General features: G+C 32.1%; 17 protein-coding genes. 6 read left to right on the forward strand and 11 right to left on the reverse strand.

Features of this window, described 5'->3' with window-relative positions:
* Positions 1–286: 286 nt before the first annotated feature.
* The 4 genes from ACA31_RS10385 to ACA31_RS10400 all read right to left on the reverse strand — a co-directional run bounded on the left by ACA31_RS10385 (position 287) and on the right by ACA31_RS10400 (position 4,995).
* A complete protein-coding gene (locus tag ACA31_RS10385; protein ID WP_057513248.1) occupies positions 287–1,303 on the reverse strand; it encodes an aldose epimerase family protein in 1,017 nt (338 codons plus the stop codon).
* Between the two features lie 677 nt (positions 1,304–1,980).
* Positions 1,981–3,219: an ABC transporter permease gene (locus ACA31_RS10390; protein ID WP_057513249.1), complete on the reverse strand. Its 1,239-nt coding sequence runs from the start codon at positions 3,217–3,219 to the stop codon at positions 1,981–1,983.
* The gene (locus tag ACA31_RS10395; protein ID WP_057513250.1) at positions 3,212–4,111 is read right to left on the reverse strand and encodes an ABC transporter ATP-binding protein; all 900 of its coding nucleotides are present in this window, start codon (positions 4,109–4,111) and stop codon (positions 3,212–3,214) included. Before ACA31_RS10395 ends, ACA31_RS10390 begins: the two co-directional genes overlap by 8 nt.
* Positions 4,112–4,359: 248 nt before the next feature.
* Positions 4,360–4,995 carry a DUF805 domain-containing protein gene (locus ACA31_RS10400; protein ID WP_057513251.1) on the reverse strand — a complete coding sequence of 212 codons (636 nt, stop codon included), beginning with the start codon at positions 4,993–4,995 and terminating at the stop codon, positions 4,360–4,362.
* A 200-nt stretch (positions 4,996–5,195) separates the two neighbouring features.
* Here ACA31_RS10400 and ACA31_RS10405 point away from each other — a divergent pair, with 200 nt between their 5' ends.
* A complete protein-coding gene (locus tag ACA31_RS10405) occupies positions 5,196–5,807 on the forward strand; it encodes a DNA-3-methyladenine glycosylase (protein WP_057513252.1) in 612 nt (203 codons plus the stop codon).
* 78 nt (positions 5,808–5,885) lie between these two features.
* On the opposite strand, the gene ACA31_RS10410 is transcribed toward ACA31_RS10405, so the two are convergent.
* Positions 5,886–7,217 (reverse strand): Na+/H+ antiporter NhaC family protein, encoded by a 1,332-nt coding sequence (locus ACA31_RS10410; RefSeq protein WP_057513253.1) that lies wholly within the window; start codon positions 7,215–7,217, stop codon positions 5,886–5,888.
* 403 nt (positions 7,218–7,620) lie between these two features.
* Here ACA31_RS10410 and gltS point away from each other — a divergent pair, with 403 nt between their 5' ends.
* Positions 7,621–8,829 carry a sodium/glutamate symporter gene (gene gltS / locus ACA31_RS10415; RefSeq protein WP_057513254.1) on the forward strand — a complete coding sequence of 403 codons (1,209 nt, stop codon included), beginning with the start codon at positions 7,621–7,623 and terminating at the stop codon, positions 8,827–8,829.
* Between the two features lie 331 nt (positions 8,830–9,160).
* Here the strand turns inward: gltS and fni are convergent, their stop codons facing one another.
* Both fni and corA read right to left on the reverse strand, forming a co-directional pair.
* Complete coding sequence (gene fni, locus ACA31_RS10420) at positions 9,161–10,204, reverse strand: type 2 isopentenyl-diphosphate Delta-isomerase (protein WP_057513255.1); 1,044 nt, start codon at positions 10,202–10,204, stop codon at positions 9,161–9,163.
* 74 nt (positions 10,205–10,278) lie between these two features.
* Entirely contained in the window at positions 10,279–11,226 is a 948-nt protein-coding gene (corA, locus tag ACA31_RS10425; protein WP_057513256.1) for a magnesium/cobalt transporter CorA, read from the reverse strand.
* A gap of 151 nt (positions 11,227–11,377) precedes the next feature.
* Between corA and ACA31_RS10430 the strand changes: the two genes are divergently transcribed.
* Complete coding sequence (locus ACA31_RS10430) at positions 11,378–11,845, forward strand: thioesterase family protein (RefSeq protein ID WP_057513257.1); 468 nt, start codon at positions 11,378–11,380, stop codon at positions 11,843–11,845.
* 14 nt (positions 11,846–11,859) lie between these two features.
* On the forward strand, positions 11,860–12,261 hold the full coding sequence (locus ACA31_RS10435) for a hypothetical protein (protein ID WP_057513258.1): 402 nt from the start codon (positions 11,860–11,862) through the stop codon (positions 12,259–12,261).
* Positions 12,262–12,571: 310 nt separating this feature from the next.
* Here the strand turns inward: ACA31_RS10435 and ACA31_RS10440 are convergent, their stop codons facing one another.
* Complete coding sequence (locus tag ACA31_RS10440; protein ID WP_057513259.1) at positions 12,572–13,471, reverse strand: alpha/beta hydrolase fold domain-containing protein; 900 nt, start codon at positions 13,469–13,471, stop codon at positions 12,572–12,574.
* Positions 13,472–13,750: 279 nt separating this feature from the next.
* On the opposite strand from ACA31_RS10440, the gene ACA31_RS10445 reads away from it, so the two are divergent.
* On the forward strand, positions 13,751–14,392 hold the full coding sequence (locus ACA31_RS10445; RefSeq protein ID WP_057513260.1) for a hypothetical protein: 642 nt from the start codon (positions 13,751–13,753) through the stop codon (positions 14,390–14,392).
* Positions 14,393–14,530: 138 nt separating this feature from the next.
* On the opposite strand, the gene ACA31_RS10450 is transcribed toward ACA31_RS10445, so the two are convergent.
* Together ACA31_RS10450 and ACA31_RS10455 are read right to left on the reverse strand one after the other, a co-directional pair.
* A complete protein-coding gene (locus ACA31_RS10450) occupies positions 14,531–16,432 on the reverse strand; it encodes a DHA2 family efflux MFS transporter permease subunit (RefSeq protein WP_057513261.1) in 1,902 nt (633 codons plus the stop codon).
* 12 nt (positions 16,433–16,444) lie between these two features.
* Positions 16,445–17,092, reverse strand: a complete 648-nt coding sequence (locus tag ACA31_RS10455; RefSeq protein WP_057513262.1) for an HlyD family secretion protein — start codon at positions 17,090–17,092, stop codon at positions 16,445–16,447.
* Positions 17,093–17,220: 128 nt separating this feature from the next.
* Between ACA31_RS10455 and ACA31_RS10460 the strand changes: the two genes are divergently transcribed.
* Entirely contained in the window at positions 17,221–17,769 is a 549-nt protein-coding gene (locus tag ACA31_RS10460; protein WP_057513263.1) for a TetR/AcrR family transcriptional regulator, read from the forward strand.
* Between the two features lie 114 nt (positions 17,770–17,883).
* Here ACA31_RS10460 and ACA31_RS10465 read toward each other — a convergent pair whose 3' ends face one another.
* Positions 17,884–19,095 carry a multidrug effflux MFS transporter gene (locus ACA31_RS10465; RefSeq protein WP_057513264.1) on the reverse strand — a complete coding sequence of 404 codons (1,212 nt, stop codon included), beginning with the start codon at positions 19,093–19,095 and terminating at the stop codon, positions 17,884–17,886.
* Between the last annotated feature and the right edge of the window lie 33 nt (positions 19,096–19,128).

Below are 19,128 nucleotides of genomic sequence, written 5' to 3' on the forward strand. Positions count from 1 at the left end.
ACTACTGTCAATCTAACAAATAAGGGAGCGGGACAGAAATCAAAATTTGATTTCGTATTCCCGCCCCCACAAGGCTGACTAGAAAAAAATACAAGCGTTAAAGCTCTTGCATTAGAACTACTAGCCTTCACAAATGAAAAAGTAGTTCTTTAAAATATTGAAACAAGTACATTAAAATACTAAACAACTCATATGCAATCCATTAGAAAACTAATAGCTTAGTGTTTTAAATTTGAGAATGAGATATTGATGTCCCAGACTTATTTTCATCATATCAATTTAGTTTCTATAACTCTTTTTCAAAAATTTTATATGACGTTTTTGAGTAGTATGGTTGATTAGCTTCCAATATAGATGCTGCTTTTTCTCCCATTAAGTTAATATCATTAGGTATACATTGCGTCTCAAGTGTAAAACCAGAATGTGCCTTATAAATATTAAAGTCACTTTGCCAACTTGTAGTATCATTAAATGTGAAAATCACAACATTTGGCATGTCAGTGTTTACTGTTAATAAAAAGCGTTTATTTTCAACGGTCATTTCATTGCCGCCTATATCGAATGGATGATCGATGCCACCAAAACGTTCCATTTGTGCTTTCACAACTGGATGCTCACTCGTAAAGATGTCTTTAAATTGAATGTTTTCTTCGTTAAATGTGTCCACTAAATCAATTGGTTTCATACTTTCAACGATATTATCATCGCCTAATAAATACATATCTAATTTTGAACTTGAAATACTGTGGTTATCAATTACATTATTATCTCTATTCAAATTAAAATAAACATGATTCATTGGATTAAATAACGTTTTCTCTGTAGCCGTTGCTTTGTATTCAATTGTCCATTTATGATCAACATCATAAGTATGAATTACTTCTAGCTCAATATCACCAGGAAAATGGTCGTCCGAGCTTTTTATAGTTGTAGTAAAAATTACTTTTACTTGGCCCACTTGCTCTTCAATTTCATAATCAAAAAAGCGTGTACCAATTCCTTCAGGTCCCCCATGTATGTTATGTTCACCGTTATTTGCGTCAAGCTGATAAGTCTTACCCTCTAATTCGAAAGTAGCATTTGCAATTCTACCACCATAACGACCAATTGTTGCCCCGAAATGAAATGGATTTTCCTCATAGAATTCATCTGCTTCTACAACATTTCCAAGTACAATGTTATTATCATCGTACTTCCATGAAACGATACGTGCTCCATAATTAGTAAAAACGATTTTCGTTTCTTCATTATCAATTTTAATTAAATCAATACCATTACTTTGGCTTTCTACTTTTGCAAACATCATCAATTACTCCCTTTCAAACCCAATACTTTTTCAAAAGCTAAGATCAGGTTTTATCATGAATAAAAACATCACTTACAAACGTGGCCTGTAAATCACAACTCAGAAGGGGATCTTCATTGTGTTTAGGCAATGTAAACTATCTCACTACAAGTCCAATTAACTTGAATATTTATTTTAATAATCATATTTCAATTGTAGTGAGCAATCCCTTTCACACATAATACGATTAAATAAAACAACATCAATGTGATTAGCTATGCTTCTCTAGCACAAAAAACTTACAAAGTCACTGTGATGCAATAACACAAAACTTGTGTAGGTATTTAATACGCCCTATTTCTTCTATTACACTCTTATATTGTAACAATTTAGTCAAATATTTAGCTATACTAATCGTCAATTTTAACAAACAATCATAAAAATTGTTATACTTTTTCTATTATTATACAAATAACAGCCAATTTTTTTATTGTATAATATTATAACTTTGTTGAATTCCTCTTTATTCTACTACTTAATTTATATAAGTACATAGTAATTTTATATAAACAACTTTCTATTCACTCTAAAAAGATACATTTTTCACACAATAAACATCTCAGTAATCAAAAAATAAACTACCTCCATATCTTACATGATGATGGTAGTTTATTTTAATAGCATATTTTAAATTGTTATTTTTTGTTGAAGATACGTTTTACCGAACTCATAAAGCCTTTATCAAAACTTAAGATCGTATCTTTATAACTACGCACTGCAACCCATAATAGTATGAAAATAGTGATAATAGATAGAATCATACTTAATACGATTTCCCAAATAGCTACATCAGGTGTGGATGCACGAACAAACATCACAAATGGTGAAAGTAATGGTATAAAGCTAGTGATTTTCACCAATAACGTATCTGTGTTCATTATACTAAATAAGGAAATATAGAAAGCAATCATACTAATTAATGTCATTGGCATTAATGATTGATTAATATCTTCTATACGAGCAGTAATAGACCCCAAAATAGATGCTAAAATAATATATGAAAGTATTCCAATAATCATTGATATGATACCTACGATGATTAATTGCACGGTTAATTCGTTTGGTTCAATATCAAACCCTTTTAACATATCTCCAATATCAAACAATAAGAAACATATAATGCCAGCCACAATAAATATACTGATTTGGGTTAATGCTACTGAAACCACACCTGCCATCTTCGCAAGAATGTGTGTCACTGGTGACACACTCGTAATAATCATTTCAATAACTCGCGATGTTTTTTCAGTTGCGATTTCCATAGCAACTTGACTCGCATAATTAAAAACGATAAAGAATATGAGCATCACGCCTGCATATACTATCATTGTATTAAAGCCTTTTTCAGCTTCACTTAAATTTGAATTGTTAGCATTATCTGCAAGCACTTCTGAAGTTACTTCACTTTGAGATTGTAACTGCTTTAATTCATCTTGTGATAAGTTTAAATTCGTTGCAACAAATTGTGTTTGTATAGTTGATAACGCCGCTTTTAATTTTTGCTTATCTTGTCCTGAAACAGTATCTTTACTCAATATTTTACCTGAAAGCTTTTTATCTTCACTCAGTTTAATAACGTAAGCTTTATCTAATTTTTCATTTTTAACCTGTGATTTTGCTTGTTTTTCTGATAATTGCTTAAAGTCTGCGCCTTCATCAAGTTGATCCCCTTGTGATTTAATGACTTTATAAATTTGATTATTCGATGATACGACCCCTACTTTATCAGGACCATCGTCAAATAAATCAATGATTTTATTAATATTCGCCGCTCCAATCATTAAAAGAATCACAATAGCTGTGAAAATAACAAATGACTTTGTTTTGACTTTACTTTTATAAGTTAAGGAAAAGGTCGCAAAGAATTTATCCATTGACGTCACCTACTTTTGCTATAAATATTTCATTTAGTGATGGTTCTACAACTTGGAACCGTTTGACGAAACCGTACTGTATTACAACTTCATAAATTTTCTCAGCAACCACTTCTGTCTCAATCATTGCTTTAATTTCTCTTTTACTTCTATCTACATGTAATACACCGTCAATGCTATCTATTTCTGGCATTTCATGTTCTGTTTCTATGACGACGCTTTTATTACCATGATTTGCTTTCACTTCATCAATTGGTCCCGAAACAACAAGCTCTCCACGATTTAGAATACAGACATTATCACATAATTCTTCTACATGTTCCATTCTATGAGAGCTATATATAATAGTTGTACCAGCATCATTTAAATCTTTAACAGCTGATTTTAACAACTCTACATTTACTGGATCTAATCCACTGAATGGTTCATCCAAAATTAATAATTCTGGTTTATGTAACATACTTGCTAAAAGTTGGATTTTTTGTTGATTCCCTTTGGATAGTGCTTCAATTTTCTTTTCTCTATTTTCTTTAATACCAAACCTATCTAACCAATAGTCTATAGCTTCGGTAATTTCTTTGGACTTCATTCCTTTTAACGTAGCTAAATAACGTAACTCATCTTCTACTTTCATTTTAGGATGTAAGCCTCTCTCTTCTGGTAAATAGCCGATGTGGTTGTATGAAGTCTTGTCTATGGGTTTATCATTATATGCAATTTTACCTTCAGTGATTGGCGTTAGCCCTAAAATCATTCTGAAGGTTGTCGTTTTTCCTGCACCATTTCTGCCTAGAAAACCTAACATTTTGCCTTGATCTAAAGATAATGAAATATCATTAACCGCTGTAAAATTTTTATATTTCTTGGTTACATGTTCAATGTTTAGTGACACTGTTCCCCGACCCCTCTCTTTTAAAAATAATATACTTTGATAATACCATTAGATCTAGCAAAGTTACATTTTAAATTGAACATTACTAGACTTGATGCCACTTTAATTATAGTCATAACTCATTGCCATGACCATAATTGATACAAAGCGTAATTTTATTACTTCTTATGCAAGTGATATCACACAAGAAAAAATTAACGCTGTTTCCACTTACGCTAAGCCGGAAACAGCGTTTTAATTTCATTATTTTAATTCATCTTGTTTTTATTTTTAGGTTGTCTAAGGTGTTCTTTTTCTTTTGGATTAAAAGTATCCCCGTACACATTAGCATTCGAAAGAATGTGATTACCATATTTATGGCTCATCCCATATTTATTCGATTTCCTCTCACTATCCAAGCAACAAATAACTAAACAATATATTCCTAATACCATATAAATAATATATATCAACATCAGCGTAATGATACTAGAAACATTAACATATTCAGGATCCATCGCATTTATCAATGTAACAATAATATTAGTAACAATTAATACGCCAAAATAAATCACTGGAACCAACATTTTTCTACCAGTGTCATGAAATCTTCTAACCAATAATGCCCAACAAGGAATCAGTGTAGCTAATGCATATATAACAAGGTATATTAAAGATATGACTATTAAAATGCCGCCAATTGTAGTAACTTCACCGGTATATGATGAAATGCCTGAAATAAGCATGATAATACCTATAACAAGTAATATTAATGCCGGTATCATAAAAATCATATGCCATAATGTCATATACCAATATTCGCTTCGACGTGAGCGCCCTTTAAAATTCACATAGTTTTTCCAGAACAATTTGAGTGCTTGAAGAAAGCTAACTTTCCGCTCCATATTGCTCCCCCTTTTATATTCATTTATTAAAGATAATTTTAATTCACATTAAATTTTGGTACATTATATGTAAATTCTTTTAATATCTTATTTAGTTTAGTGTAACAAACTATTTTGTAAGTAGTAATATAATTTTACTGATTCTAAAAAAACATTTAAAAATATTTATTTTTAAAAAACATAAATTGGAGGAACAACAAATGGATTTTTTACGTCGAGATACAATATCTATTGCTAAAGATTTATTAGGTGTTAAAGTGATTTTCCAAGATGAGCTCGAAATGTTCTCTGGATATATTGTAGAAACTGAGGCCTATGTTGGCAAAGAAGATCGTGCTGCTCATGGTTTTAATGGAAAAATAACGCCCAAAGTAGAATCTTTGTATAAACGTGGCGGTACAATATATGCACACGTTATGCATAATCACCTTTTAATAAATTTTGTCACAAGAGATGAAGGCGTCCCTGAGGGTGTATTAATTAGAGCTGTAGAACCTGAAGAAGGTATCGAAACCATGAAATTAAATAGAGGAAAAAGTGGTTTTGAATTAACCAATGGCCCTGGAAAGTGGACAAAAGCTTTTAATATCCCTCGACATTTAGATGGTTCTCGTTTAAATGAAAGTCGTCTATTAATCGACACTAAAAACCGTAAATATCCATGTGCTATTGAAGAAAGCGGACGTATTGGAATTCCAAATAAAGGCGACTGGACATTTAAACCACTACGCTTTACTGTAAAAGGGAATCCGTATGTCTCTAAAATGCGTAAATCAGATATGACAGATTCAGAACATACATGGCGTAAATAAAATATTACAACAATATATACAAAGAAGCTTCCAAATATGGAAGCTTCTTTGTATATATTGCCTAAGTTTTTCATCAACCTATTTATTTTTAACTTTTTTATTTCCATCTAACAAACCAAATTGAATTGTAATAATTGTACAAATAACAAATACAACTGGATAGAATGAATATTTTAATACTTCTAAATAGGAAACATCGCCATATTGTTCAACCATTAACATCCCACTGTCATGAGGGAGAACCATTAAGGCACAACAAGCAAAAATATCTAGTAAACTGGCCATCCTTTTAGGTGGCACTTTATATTCATCACCAATTTCTTTTGCAATCGGTGCAGAAATAATAATCGCTAATGTATTATGTGAAAGTGCTGCAGAAAGCACACCTGACATCATACTAATTACATATTCAGCACTTTTACGTCCAGTTGCTTTTCGTTTCATAGCGCGAATAATCCAATCTACACCACCATAGTATCGAATTAATGCTACTAGTCCAGATACTAAGAATGCTACAAGGAAAATGTTAAACATACTTTCCATACCGTCACCAATTGCTTTCGTAAATTGGAAGATACCCATTTGACCCTGAACCAAACCTAGTAGTCCAGCCATCCCGATACCAAGAATAAGTACCAGAATTACGTCTAAACCTGCAATAGCTGCAATTAATACAAATATATAAGGTAAAATATTTATAAAATTGAAACTTAAATCGCCTTCTACATTACCAGTGCCACCAACAATGGCATATATAATAGCTGTGATAAGTGCGGCAGGCAAAGCAATCAACACATTCATTTTAAATTTATCTTTCATTTTGGCGCCTACACCATTCGTTGCGGCAATCGTCGTATCTGAAATGATAGATAAATTATCACCAAAGTAAGCACCTGCAATAACTGCTGCACCTGCTGCAGCTACACTTAAATCTGCTGCTTGTGCTACGGCTACACCTACAGGAATAAATGCTGCTTGCGCTCCTGTTGAAGTCCCTAACGTTAACGCAGCAAACCCACTCATTATAAATATTCCTGGGATAAGTAAACTGGGTGGGATAACGGATAGACCCATGTTGACCATAGCGTCTTTACCACCCATCTCAGAAGTAACTGTTGAAAAAGCACCTGCAAGTAACAAGATTAATCCAAGATTTACAATGCCTGAGTTCCCTGCATGTTCAGTAAAAATCTGAACTTTTTTTGTGAATTTCGTTTTTCTATCATAACAAGTCCACGCTATGACGATACCTATAAAAATAGCGACATGCCGTGGCAATTGATCAAAAGCATCCTCTTTTCCCATAATCGTAAATGTAATCCCTACACCGATATATAAAACTAAAAATATTAGTAGCGGTAATAACGCTAACGCACCATATTGTTTTTCACTTCTTAATGATTCATCCATATACTTACTCCTTATAACCTAGTATTTACATATGGTATATAGTATATCAAAACTGATTGAATGTCATCGCATAAAACTTCATTTCTTTTATACAGTTATTCATTTTTGTTTCTTTATATTGATATAGTTCATTTTAATAATACCTCTATCATATTATAAATTAATTTTGAATCACTGTTATTACCTTTAAGAATATATATGAAGTAACATTAAAAACAAAAGTGTTATTTTACACAATGAAATTTAATTTTCTTTCGCATTTAATTCTTTTCTAGCGTTATAGTGTTTTAAAATGTATAATAAATATAATGGGCTTTTGTAAGCACTTTCTTGTTTTAGTGTGAAATTTGTTTACATATCACATTATAGGAGAGATTTATTTGTAAAATGAGGGGGAATGAAAATGCTAGAGCTAGATGCTATTACTACTTTAGCACTTGCGAGTGTTTTATACCTTTTTGGTATATTTATTGTGAATCACGTATCAATTTTAAGGCGATTATGTATTCCAGCACCAGTAATTGGTGGTTTGTTATTCTCGATACTCGTTGCTATCTTACAATCAACGAACATATTAACAATAAAATTAGATTCTGATTTTATCCAGAATTTCTTTATGCTTGCTTTCTTTACAACAATTGGACTAGGAGCATCATTAAAACTACTACGTTTAGGCGGAAAAGTATTAATATTATATTTTATCTTTTGTGGCGTTCTTGCCGTATTCCAAAATATCATTGGTGTATCTATCGCAAAAGTCTTAAATATTCCACCATTGCTTGGACTAACAGCTGGTTCAATGTCAATGGAAGGTGGACATGGTAATGCTGCAGCATATGGTCAAACCGTTCAAAACATGGGTATTGATTCAGCATTAACAGCCGCTCTAGCAGCCGCAACATTAGGTCTTGTTGCTGGTGGGTTAGTTGGTGGTCCTGTCGTTAAATTTTTAATAAATAAATATAATTTAAAACCAGAACACGCAGAAGAAACAACTAAAGATTATAGTAACGTAAAATCAAACTCATACTTAAAAAACCGTATGACACCGACAACAATTTTCTTACTACAATTTTCAATTGTAGCCATCTGCATGGCCATTGGTTCTTATTTAGGTAATACATTCTCAGATATAACAGGCATTAATATCCCTGTTTATGTAGGTGCAATGTTTGTCGCAGTTATTATACGTAATATATCAGAATATAACAATTTAAATCTTATTGATATGAAGATTATCGATAGTATCAGTGATGTTTCTCTTAGCTTATTCTTATCTATTGCCTTAATGAGTATTCAACTTACTGAAATTTACCAATTAGCAGTACCGTTAATTGTTATTGTATTAGTACAAGTTGTATTCATCGTATTATTCTCAGTCTTCGTCGTATTCCGAGGACTTGGTAAAAACTATGATGCCGCAGTTATGATCGGTGGTTTCATCGGACATGGTCTAGGTGCTACACCTAACGCAATGGCTAACTTAGATGTGATCACTAAAAAATACGGTGCATCACCTAAATCTTACCTTGTCGTCCCGATTGTGGGAGCATTCTTAATAGATTTACTTGGTGTACCAATCGTTACAACATTTATTAACATTTTTGGGTAAAGTAAAAATATCGAAATCCATTGGCAGTGTTAATTGAGTCATATTATAATTTTTATACATAAGCCACCTCGTTTTATAGTTATGTTAACATAACTTTATTATACGAAAGTGGCTTGTTTTTTGTATAAATTTATATAATTGTACCAATTTTGTAAAGTGGTGACGCCTAGGGAAATAGTATGAGTGAAAGACTACAGGCTCAAGTCATGTCCCATGCATGCACTTTCAAAATCGGATTATTATAAATAGAAAGCACCAATCAATTAGAATATAATAGATTGGTGCTTTCTATTTGAAAATGGGCTATTTATGTCCTAGGCTCATCTTTTTATTATCGAATGTCTAATCCTCTTTGCTCTATCCATGATTCTAACTTAGGACTAAAGATCATTTGTGATTGTTTTAAATCTTTAATCGTTGGGGTATCAAGCATGGTCATAATTTTCTTCATATGCTCAGTGAATTGTTCAGTATAATTAATTGTCTCTGTAATGCCATGGTTCTCAACTTGGTTTAAAAATGGTCGTGACATACCAACAGCACTAGCACCTAATGCAAGACATTTCACTGCATCTAATGGCGTTCTCACACCACCGCTTGCTAATATATCCATATCTTGCTGATGTGCAGTACTTTCTAATAGTGATTCAACAGTCGTTTGTCCCCATAACCCCAGATAATCCATATCTTTATACGTGCGTCTTTCATTTTCAATATCTACAAAGTTTGTACCGCCGCGTCCACTTACATCAACGTATCGGATTCCAATCTCATGCAATTGTTTAATTGTTTCTTTGCTCATACCAAAGCCAACTTCTTTAACAATCACTGGTACATCCACATGCGCTACAATTTGCGCGAGGTTTTCCATCCAGGTAGAGAAAGTTCTATTCCCTTCTGGCATGACAAGTTCTTGGGGGGCGTTCACATGAACTTGTAGAGCTTGTGCATCAAGTAATTTCACTGATTCAACTGCTTTATCTACAGGCACATCTGCACCAACATTACTGAATATAATACCATCAGGGTTTGTTTCTCTCACTACACTAAATGATGAAATCATTTTACTATTACGTAAAGCCGCATGTGTAGACCCCACAGCCATTGCCATCCCAGTTTCACGTGCAATGATTGCTAGCTTCTCATTGATCTCTTTCGTCCATTCACTGCCGCCTGTCATTGCATTAATATATAATGGTTTCTTAAGTGTAAAGTCCTTTAATTTACTTTGTATATTAACATCATCCACATCGATATTTGGAATTGAATGATGAACAAACCTTATTTCATCAAAATCTGAAATTGTAGCATCTTGTTGTGCCATTGCAATTTCTACATGCTCATTCTTTCTTTGTTCTCTTTTATTATCGCTCATCTTTTGCCCTACTTTCAATCCTTATTATGTTCACTCTATTATTTAAAACATTAACTATATTTTCAAATATTATATTAAAACCATTTTTCTTTTTTAAAATAACAAATGCTCCCTATACTAATCGCTAACATGATCGCAAGTACAATGTAATAACCGTAATGCCATTTAAGTTCTGGCATATTCGAAAAATTCATTCCATATATACCTGTAATTAGTGTTAGAGGAAGGAATACAACAGATACTAAAGTAAGGATTTGCATAATACTATTCATCTTATAGTATGTATATGACGAATAATTATCCCTTATTTCTTCAGTCATTTCTTGTGATAAGTTCATTATATTTTCTTGTTTAATCATGTGATCATCTATATGTTGAATATACATATGATTTTTGTCATCTACAAGTAATTGACTGCTTTCTTTCATATTCTCTACTAATTCTCTCATTGGATATATAATACGTTTTAATTTTATAATTTTCGAACGTATTTTAAATACATCATCCATTATTTCTTTAGTTGAGCTACTTTGTGTTTCTCTGTCTTCTAACTCATAGACTTTATTTTCGATATCATAAATTAATTCAAAATAAGTATCTACAACTTCGTCCAAAATATAAAGTATCACATCTGAAGTATCTAAATCCGATTCATAATGACTTGAAATATAGTGTTCTACCACTTGTAATATATCAAAATATTTATGATGATATGTAATTAACATGTTGTCTTTAATGAACAAATTCAGAACTTTATCCCCAGTATCATGCGAATCAATACTATGAAACACTATGTATTGATAAGTATTATAAATTTTATATTTAGCCCTCGGAGTCCCATTTACCGTATCATCGATTTCAAGCTGATTAAAATTAAAGTATGATTGTAACATCTCGTTTTCTTCATCAGATGGATCATTAAAATCACACCAGATAAAAGTAGCTGATTCAGGAATTTCTTTAAAGTGATTAACTTGGGTTAAAGATTCTTTGGTTGTCTGATATTTTATTGTCACACTCATAATTTCCCTCCTCAAATCATTTCTTCTATTTTACCATGAAATACACTGTATGTATGGTTTGGTAAGTTTTAATGATTTTTCTTTAGAAAATACATTTACATGTTAAAATTTAACTATCATATTTGTTTTTAACGACCAAGGAGCTGTTTACATGAAAAAGCTTTTTACAGTAGTTCAAACTGTTGCTAAAGAAATGATTGACCATAACGAGCACGTACATGATGCCAACTACAATATGGTTTTTAGTGATGCAATTAACCAATTTAATTATCAACATGGTTTATCACTTGAAGAACGAGAAGCATTAAATTATACAATGTTCACCGTTGAAGAACAGACTGCTTATCTATCGGAATTAATTGAAGATGACCAATTCCACATAAATATATATATATATAATTATGATGTTAAAAGAGTTCATTTCTTCTCAATAATGAAGCAACAAGACGGGACAACTGTAGCTACAAATGAAGCTATGATGTTAGGGGTTAGCAGAGTAACTAAAAAATCCGCCCCATTCCCTCAACACTATTTAGAACAAATTGTAAGTTATTATGATAATCAAGAACGTATCGATTGGCCTAAACAATTAGGTCATCGTATCGATATTCCACAATAAGGAGATGTATATTCATGTCACAAAGTATAAGAGAAGTCGTACAATTACAACTTTATGATTTATTCGATAATACTAAATTTGAACTTAGTGAACTTAACCAAAATAAAAGTCTCGTTATTAATGGTCCTGATAGTAAACTCATTAAGCGTGGATTAGATATAAGCTATCTGCAAGGTCAAAAGAAGGCAATCGACGCCATTCATACAATGTTAAAAACATATGCAGATGATCGTACTTTCATTGAATATTATAATAATTACGCGCTTATTACATCAGCTGAAGTCGAAACATCTACTTCTAACTTTAGTTCAATGGTTGAACCTCAAGATGAATTCGAATTATTTTTAGCAACTCACTATAATCTAATGGGTCAAAAACTAATTATTGATACAATTAACACACTTATAAATAATTAAACGCAAAAAAGAGTGGGACAGAAATCTAATTCTTCTAATGAGATTTCGTTGTATGAGCCCCGCCTGGCAAAGCTGACTAGAAAACGGAATACAAGATCCGAAACGCTTGCATAAGAATTACTCGTCTTCATAACTGAACTAGTCGTTCTTTAAAAGCTTAATATAAGTGTATTTTCATTTCAGTCAGCTACTGTCAAATAAAGAATGAGGCTTAAAACATGTAATTATGTCCCAGCCTCATTCTTTATTCTATTTATGCTTTGCCTCTGTAAGTTGCATTTTCATTTGAATTAAATGGCTTTTTCGTACATTATATGTCAATTGTATTAACGATTTGTTTAACAACTTTATGTGACTCTCTGATAGGCAAGAGCTCGAATGCATGAACCATATTTTTATATTCATAATAGTGAATTGGTTGTTGACACTCTTCTAAAATATCAACCAACTTTTTCATATCTGGTTGATAAATTTCACGAGTACCACCAAACATAAATATAGGTGGTACATTAGTTAAATTCCCATTAATAGGTGAAACTTTAGGTTCATCTATTGATAAATCTTTTGACCAATGACGCATAATTTTTTGAATACCATATTTATTTAGAATGACATCTTTCTTTTCTAACTCTTCTGTAATCGCTTCGTTTTGTAGTTGCGCATCTAGAAGTGGAGATAGTAAATAAAGCTTATTGGGTAAGGGTTGTTGCTTTTCTTGCAATTGCTGCAAAAATCCTAATGCCAATGCACCACCTGTGCCATCGCCCATAATGACAATTTCATCACTATTAACTTCGGATAATAATTGATTATACACTTCAAAAATAGCACTGTATGTGTCATCAATATAGTACTCAGGTGCCTTAGGATAAATAGGCATAACAATTTCATATAACGTACTCAATGCGAGCTTATCCATTAATCTCCAATGAAATGCTGAGGGTTGCAATACATTATAACCACCATGTATATATAGTATTTTTTTCTCGCGACTATGTCTAAAACAAAATCTGAAAAGTTGCATGTCCCCTATAGTTTGCTTATCCAAATCAGATTTTACATTTAATGTTTCTGGTTGTTTATGCTTTTTTTCATTCATTTTCAACCTTGTGTCTAAAAATCGATCGAAATCTTGCTCATCTTCAAATAAAATTGACCTATGTGGTAATAAATACTTGTTAATAAATTTTGTTGTCAATCTTGATTTCATTCATAATCAACCCAATCCCTAAATTTAATGTGTATTTTATCAGAATTTTTTAATATAATTTAGTATTTAAAAATTAATGTTATGGTAAAATTAATACAATGACATAAAAACGAACATATAATATAATGTAAGTAACATAAAAAATACCTATTTTAAATGCTATTGAATATTAAATACATTCTACCGATAATTAAAATGTATCAGTTATTAAGCATTATAACAAAACAAAAGTCATAAAATAAGCAGATGCTAATATTAGTTTAGCGAAAGGAGCACCTTATGGCCGAACAAAACAAACAGTTTGCCGATTTTGAGCACACCCTAACGAGTGAGCCTATGCAAAGAGGATCTCGATACGGTAAAAAGAAACTTTCTTGGGTAAACCTTTTTACCCAATTTATCGTATTAATATTAGTAGCTATTACAGGCTATAGTATGTTTAAGGAACCTATTTTCAATTTAGTGTTTGTCAAAGAAACGATTAACTTCCATCAACTTACAAACTTTCAAGAAACAATCAATAGCTTCTCTAACTTAAATATCAACGTTGATAGCATTGACAACTTACAAACAAGTGTCGATCGTTTGATATTAGTGTTTTATGTATTTTTCATTGCTTGTATCTTTAGTTTAGTTCTAACAATTTTTACGATTATTTTTAATAGAACTGCATTAAAAATTGTCAATATGTTTGTTATTGCTATTATGTTAGTTATTACATTTGGTTTTTCTTACCTAATTAAAAATATTGCTAGACGTATTGCCGATTCAATGAATCAATATTATGTTTCCGTTAAGCCTAGTAATATTTTGACTGAAGCCGACGCAATTCATAATGCGCTCATTCTTTTAGGATGTAGTATTGCATTAATTATTATTAGTATGTTTTTCAGAAATCGAAAACCTCGTATACGTGCTTAATATTGAAACATTCATTCATCAAGCTAATACAACTAAATTTATAAGTAAAAAGAACCCATCCATTAATTTCTAACGGATGGGTTCTTTTTACTTATGAGCGGGATATTCACCCCTCTTTTTGGATATATTATAATTACTTTAATTTTCTTTAGATAGGTAATGTTCTTTCCCTTTTAAGAAAAGACTCAAAATAAATGCAAGTGCACTTAAACCAGTCGCAATTAAGAACGCACTATTCACACCGTTGATTGATGCAAGTTTCTGAACAAATTCTAACACTTGTGATGTCGCCAGTTGTTCGCCACCCAATGTTTGTGCCATTTCTTGTAAACGTTCTTTAATAAATGGATTGGTTTTATCTAAATCTTGTGAATAGGATGCGATGTGTTCCGTTGTTTGTGTCGACATTACTGTCACTAATAACGCTGTACCAATAGAACCTGCAAGTTGTCTTAATGTGTTTGATAAGGCATTACCATGTGAAATTAATCGTTGTGGCAATGCATTCATTCCTGCAGTCATAATAGGCATCATGACAAAACTCATACCAAATGAACGAATAATATAAATCATCATTAAATGACTATACGTCGTATTCATACTAAGTTTCGTCAATTCCCAAGTTGCATAAGTCATAATTGCTGTACCTATAAGCGCTAGCGGTTTAATACCAATTGTATCTAATAATTTACCTGCAATTGGACCCATTAATCCCATGATTAATGCGCCTGGTAATAATAGCAAACCTGATTCAATAGGCGTAAATCCTCTTAAATTTTGCAAATATAACGGTAAAAGTATCATGCCACCAAATAAACTCATTGTGACAATCATATTTATTATAGTTGTTAAAGTGAAACCAGAATATTTTAATACTTCTAGATTCAGCATTGGAACGCGCATTGTAAGTTCTCTAATAACAAAGGCAATAATAAAGATAACACCTAATACTAATGAAATTACTACGATAGGTGAAGTCCACGTATTATTTCCTGCTTCACTGAAGCCATATAATAACGCACCAAAACCAATGGTACTAAAGATAATACCTGGTACATCTGCTTTAGGGTTTGTTGTAACTTGATATACTCTAAACCATACATAAGCAATAGCTAACGATATGATACCAATGACAAACATGCCATAGAACATAACGTTCCACTGATAATTTTCAACGATATATCCAGATAATGTTGGACCAATCGCTGGAGCCAAAATCATTGCAATACCTAATGTTCCCATTGCTGCCCCACGTTTTTCTGGTGGAAAAATCGTCATAAATACATTTGTTCCTAGCGGCATTAATATGCCGGCGCCAATGGCCTGTAATACACGTCCTATCATCATAACTTCAAATGAACCTGATATACCACAGACTAACGAACCTAATGTAAATAATGACATCGCAACTAAAAAGAGTTTACGATAAGAATATTTATTAAATAAATACGCACTAATAGGAATCAAAATGCCATTGACCAACATAAATCCTGTCATCAACCACTGTCCCGTATTAGCAGAAATATTAAAATCAGTATTGATTTGAGGTAAAGCAACATTTAATAGCGTTTGGTTTAAAATTGCGATAAACATACCAAAGATCATCGCAACTAAAACCTTCCCTTGCGTAGCGCCTTTACCAAACATAAATGAACTATGTTTGGCTTTAAGTTGTTCATTGACTTGAGCTTCTTCTGAATTTGGATTTATCTTTTCATGATCAGAATCAGTTTGTTGTGGTACTTCTTCTGTTTCTGTATTAAAGGTTTCATTTTCATCATCTTGCACATCAGAATCTGATGTGCTGTTTTCACTTGAATGATGTGTTGTTGCAGATTGTTTCGTTGTTTCGCTAGATTTTTCATTGTCTTTTATATTAAATTTAGATTGATAATTTTCGTTCGATGTGTTGTTTTCATGCTTAACATGTTCCATTTGTCGTATTGATTTCTTCTTATTTCTTTTCGTTATAAATAGATTCAATAACCCGACAAGAATGAGCGCTATGACTACGTAAATAATAATGAAGGCCATTGTCATTTCAAGCCCTCCTTAGTTTTTATGAATTTTAACTTCAGCGTTCATTCCTGGAACAACACTATTAGATGGTTTTGAATCTAGTGATATTTTTACAGGTACTACTTGAGAAACTTTAGTATAGTTACCATCACTATTTGTTGAAGGCATCATAGAAAAACTTGACGCTGTTGCTTTACCAACCTCTTCTACTTTACCTTTAAGTTCAGCGTCTTCACCGTCTAGTGTTATATTTACATCTCTACCTGCTTCAACATCTGCAATATTTTTTTCATCAACATTTGCAGTAATGTATGAATCATCTAAATTATAAGCATAGGCAATTGGCGATCCAGCTTGCGCCATTGAACCTTCCATACCATCCGTTTTTACAATTGTGCCATCTTGCGGCATTTTAATATCCATTTTTTGTGATTGGCCATCTTCACCTTTTGTTGCAATTTCTGCAACTTTGTCGCCTTTACTTAACTTCTCATTATTCTTAACATCAAAAGATTTAATTTCGCCTGCTGCTGGAGCCGAAACTTTAATTTGCTCTCCGTCAACCTTGGCATTGTCTGTACTGACAAATCCTGTAGCTTGATTATAAAAGTGGAAACCAACTACTCCTATTATTACAAGAACTACAATGGTAATGACATTAATTAACACCATTTTCTTCATTACACTTTCCTCCTATTTGCTTTTAAAATTCACCTTATATATTATAGAGTCATGCTAAATAAAAAAACACCGACACTTCTACTAAATGTGTCGGGTAAGTAATCATATGTTATTTTTAAGGAGATAAAATGAGACAAAAAGCTAAAAATAAAATTATTCGAAATATGATTATCCTATTAGAAGAACATCCATTTGAACATATTACTATTAAAATGATTTGCGCTTATAGCGGTGTCAATAGAACGACATTCTATGATTATTTTGTAGATAAATATGCGCTTTTATATACAATTCAAACTTATCACCTAAAAAAGTATATAAAATTATTAGATATTTTATACAATAGCTTTGAACACAAAGAAATCAGCTACGCTAAATTATATAAATTTTTCAAAGTTATTTTGTACTATATCCGTCGTCATTATGGTTTTTTTCACGCAATATTTGTCACACACCCAAATCGTGATTTATTTAGTGATTATGTTAAAGAAGCCAAAATCACTTATACAAAAATGTTAGATGATTATACGACCGTCACAAATAAAAAACAATTTGTAACATATGCTATCGGTGGGCAACTTGGTATTATCTATTACTGGGTACGTGAAGGGTGTATTGAAACACCAAATGAAATGGCACAAATTTTACTTGCAAATGCAATTAAATTAGGGCGTTAATATTGTAATTAATTTCGTATTACAATGTTTTTATAATATAGAAAATAAAAACGGCTGCTAGGTATCCACTAAGGACTCTAACAGCCATTTTTCATTTCACATTATCCAATTTCACTATTGAGGAGCTACACGTTTAAATACATAATAATTTATTATTTGAAGTGTAATCAACAATACCCCTACTATCAATATAATTGTGACATAGGGTATATAACTATCTTCCCCCATCACGCCTACTAGCGGTGACACAAGGCCACCTATTAAGAATTGAACTAATCCTAATAAGCTAGATGCACTTCCATTGCCACCTGTTTTCTCATCCATTGCAATTGAGAATCCTAGTGTCGCTACCCCTGTAACAGGAGCTACGAGAATAATAAAACCTATAAACAATAACCAGATAGATAGATGCATATACAAAACAATGCTTATCCACACAACACCTACTAATTGAATGATTGTTAATACACGTAAAAGAACTTGTCTATCAATATAATCCACTAACTTACCTGTCATTTGACTAGAAATAATGAGACTTATACCTACAGATGCAAACATAACGCTAAATTGCTGAGCAGACATGTCATAAATACGTTGTGCAATAAAAGGAGATGCAGAAATATAACTAAACAAAATAACGAATGTCACACCTTGTATAAGCATAGGTAATACAAATCGAGGTGTAGCTAATAATTGCTTGAAACTTTTGAAGATACTAACGAGATGTGGGCTATCTCGTTGTTCAGTTGATAATGACTCTTTGATATTAAATATCGTTCCAAATAACATAAGGAGACCAAATATAGTTAGTATGACAAAGACCATACGCCACGTAGAAAATGATAAAATGACGCCACCTAAGGCTGGTGCTAATACTGGTGCAACACCGTTAACTAACATAAGTAACGCTAAAAATTTAGTTAATTGTTTTCCGGTATACAGATCACTTGATATCGCTCTAGAGATCACTGCCCCTGCTCCACCACAAAAACCTTGTACAAATCGTAAGGCAATCATCCACCAAATATTATCCACAAAAATAATACCTATACTTGCCAACGTAAATAATGCCATAGCTACGATAAGTGGTGTCTTTCGTCCTATAGAATCTGATATCGGACCTACAAATAAATTACCTAATGCTAAACCAATCATAAATAAAGATAATGTTAATTGTGAATTAGATGTTGTTGTATTGAAATCTGTTTGAATCTGTGGCAAACCTGGCAAGAACATATCAATAGATAATGCCCCAATCGCAGTTAACGCGCCTAAGATAATAACAAACAGTAAGGAATTCTTGTTTTGCTCTTGATAATTGGACATTACTACTCTCCTCAATGCTGAATCACTAGCATT

Source organism: Staphylococcus sp. NAM3COL9, assembly GCF_001431205.1.
Lineage (GTDB): Bacteria > Bacillota > Bacilli > Staphylococcales > Staphylococcaceae > Staphylococcus.

What these genes read in the sequence shown, in the direction of transcription:
- ACA31_RS10400 (WP_057513251.1), bottom strand. Translation starts at nt 4,995, where the DNA reads ATGGAGCGGAAAGTTAGCTTTCTTCAAGCACTCAAATTGTTCTGGAAA.
- fni (WP_057513255.1), bottom strand. Translation starts at nt 10,204, where the DNA reads ATGAGCGATAATAAAAGAGAACAAAGAAAGAATGAGCATGTAGAAATT.
- ACA31_RS10390 (WP_057513249.1), bottom strand. Translation starts at nt 3,219, where the DNA reads ATGGATAAATTCTTTGCGACCTTTTCCTTAACTTATAAAAGTAAAGTC.
- ACA31_RS10460 (WP_057513263.1), top strand. Translation starts at nt 17,221, where the DNA reads ATGAGACAAAAAGCTAAAAATAAAATTATTCGAAATATGATTATCCTA.
- ACA31_RS10440 (WP_057513259.1), bottom strand. Translation starts at nt 13,471, where the DNA reads ATGAAATCAAGATTGACAACAAAATTTATTAACAAGTATTTATTACCA.
- ACA31_RS10430 (WP_057513257.1), top strand. Translation starts at nt 11,378, where the DNA reads ATGAAAAAGCTTTTTACAGTAGTTCAAACTGTTGCTAAAGAAATGATT.
- ACA31_RS10450 (WP_057513261.1), bottom strand. Translation starts at nt 16,432, where the DNA reads ATGACAATGGCCTTCATTATTATTTACGTAGTCATAGCGCTCATTCTT.
- ACA31_RS10455 (WP_057513262.1), bottom strand. Translation starts at nt 17,092, where the DNA reads ATGAAGAAAATGGTGTTAATTAATGTCATTACCATTGTAGTTCTTGTA.
- ACA31_RS10385 (WP_057513248.1), bottom strand. Translation starts at nt 1,303, where the DNA reads ATGTTTGCAAAAGTAGAAAGCCAAAGTAATGGTATTGATTTAATTAAA.
- gltS (WP_057513254.1), top strand. Translation starts at nt 7,621, where the DNA reads ATGCTAGAGCTAGATGCTATTACTACTTTAGCACTTGCGAGTGTTTTA.
- corA (WP_057513256.1), bottom strand. Translation starts at nt 11,226, where the DNA reads ATGAGTGTGACAATAAAATATCAGACAACCAAAGAATCTTTAACCCAA.
- ACA31_RS10435 (WP_057513258.1), top strand. Translation starts at nt 11,860, where the DNA reads ATGTCACAAAGTATAAGAGAAGTCGTACAATTACAACTTTATGATTTA.
- ACA31_RS10465 (WP_057513264.1), bottom strand. Translation starts at nt 19,095, where the DNA reads ATGTCCAATTATCAAGAGCAAAACAAGAATTCCTTACTGTTTGTTATT.
- ACA31_RS10405 (WP_057513252.1), top strand. Translation starts at nt 5,196, where the DNA reads ATGGATTTTTTACGTCGAGATACAATATCTATTGCTAAAGATTTATTA.
- ACA31_RS10445 (WP_057513260.1), top strand. Translation starts at nt 13,751, where the DNA reads ATGGCCGAACAAAACAAACAGTTTGCCGATTTTGAGCACACCCTAACG.
- ACA31_RS10410 (WP_057513253.1), bottom strand. Translation starts at nt 7,217, where the DNA reads ATGGATGAATCATTAAGAAGTGAAAAACAATATGGTGCGTTAGCGTTA.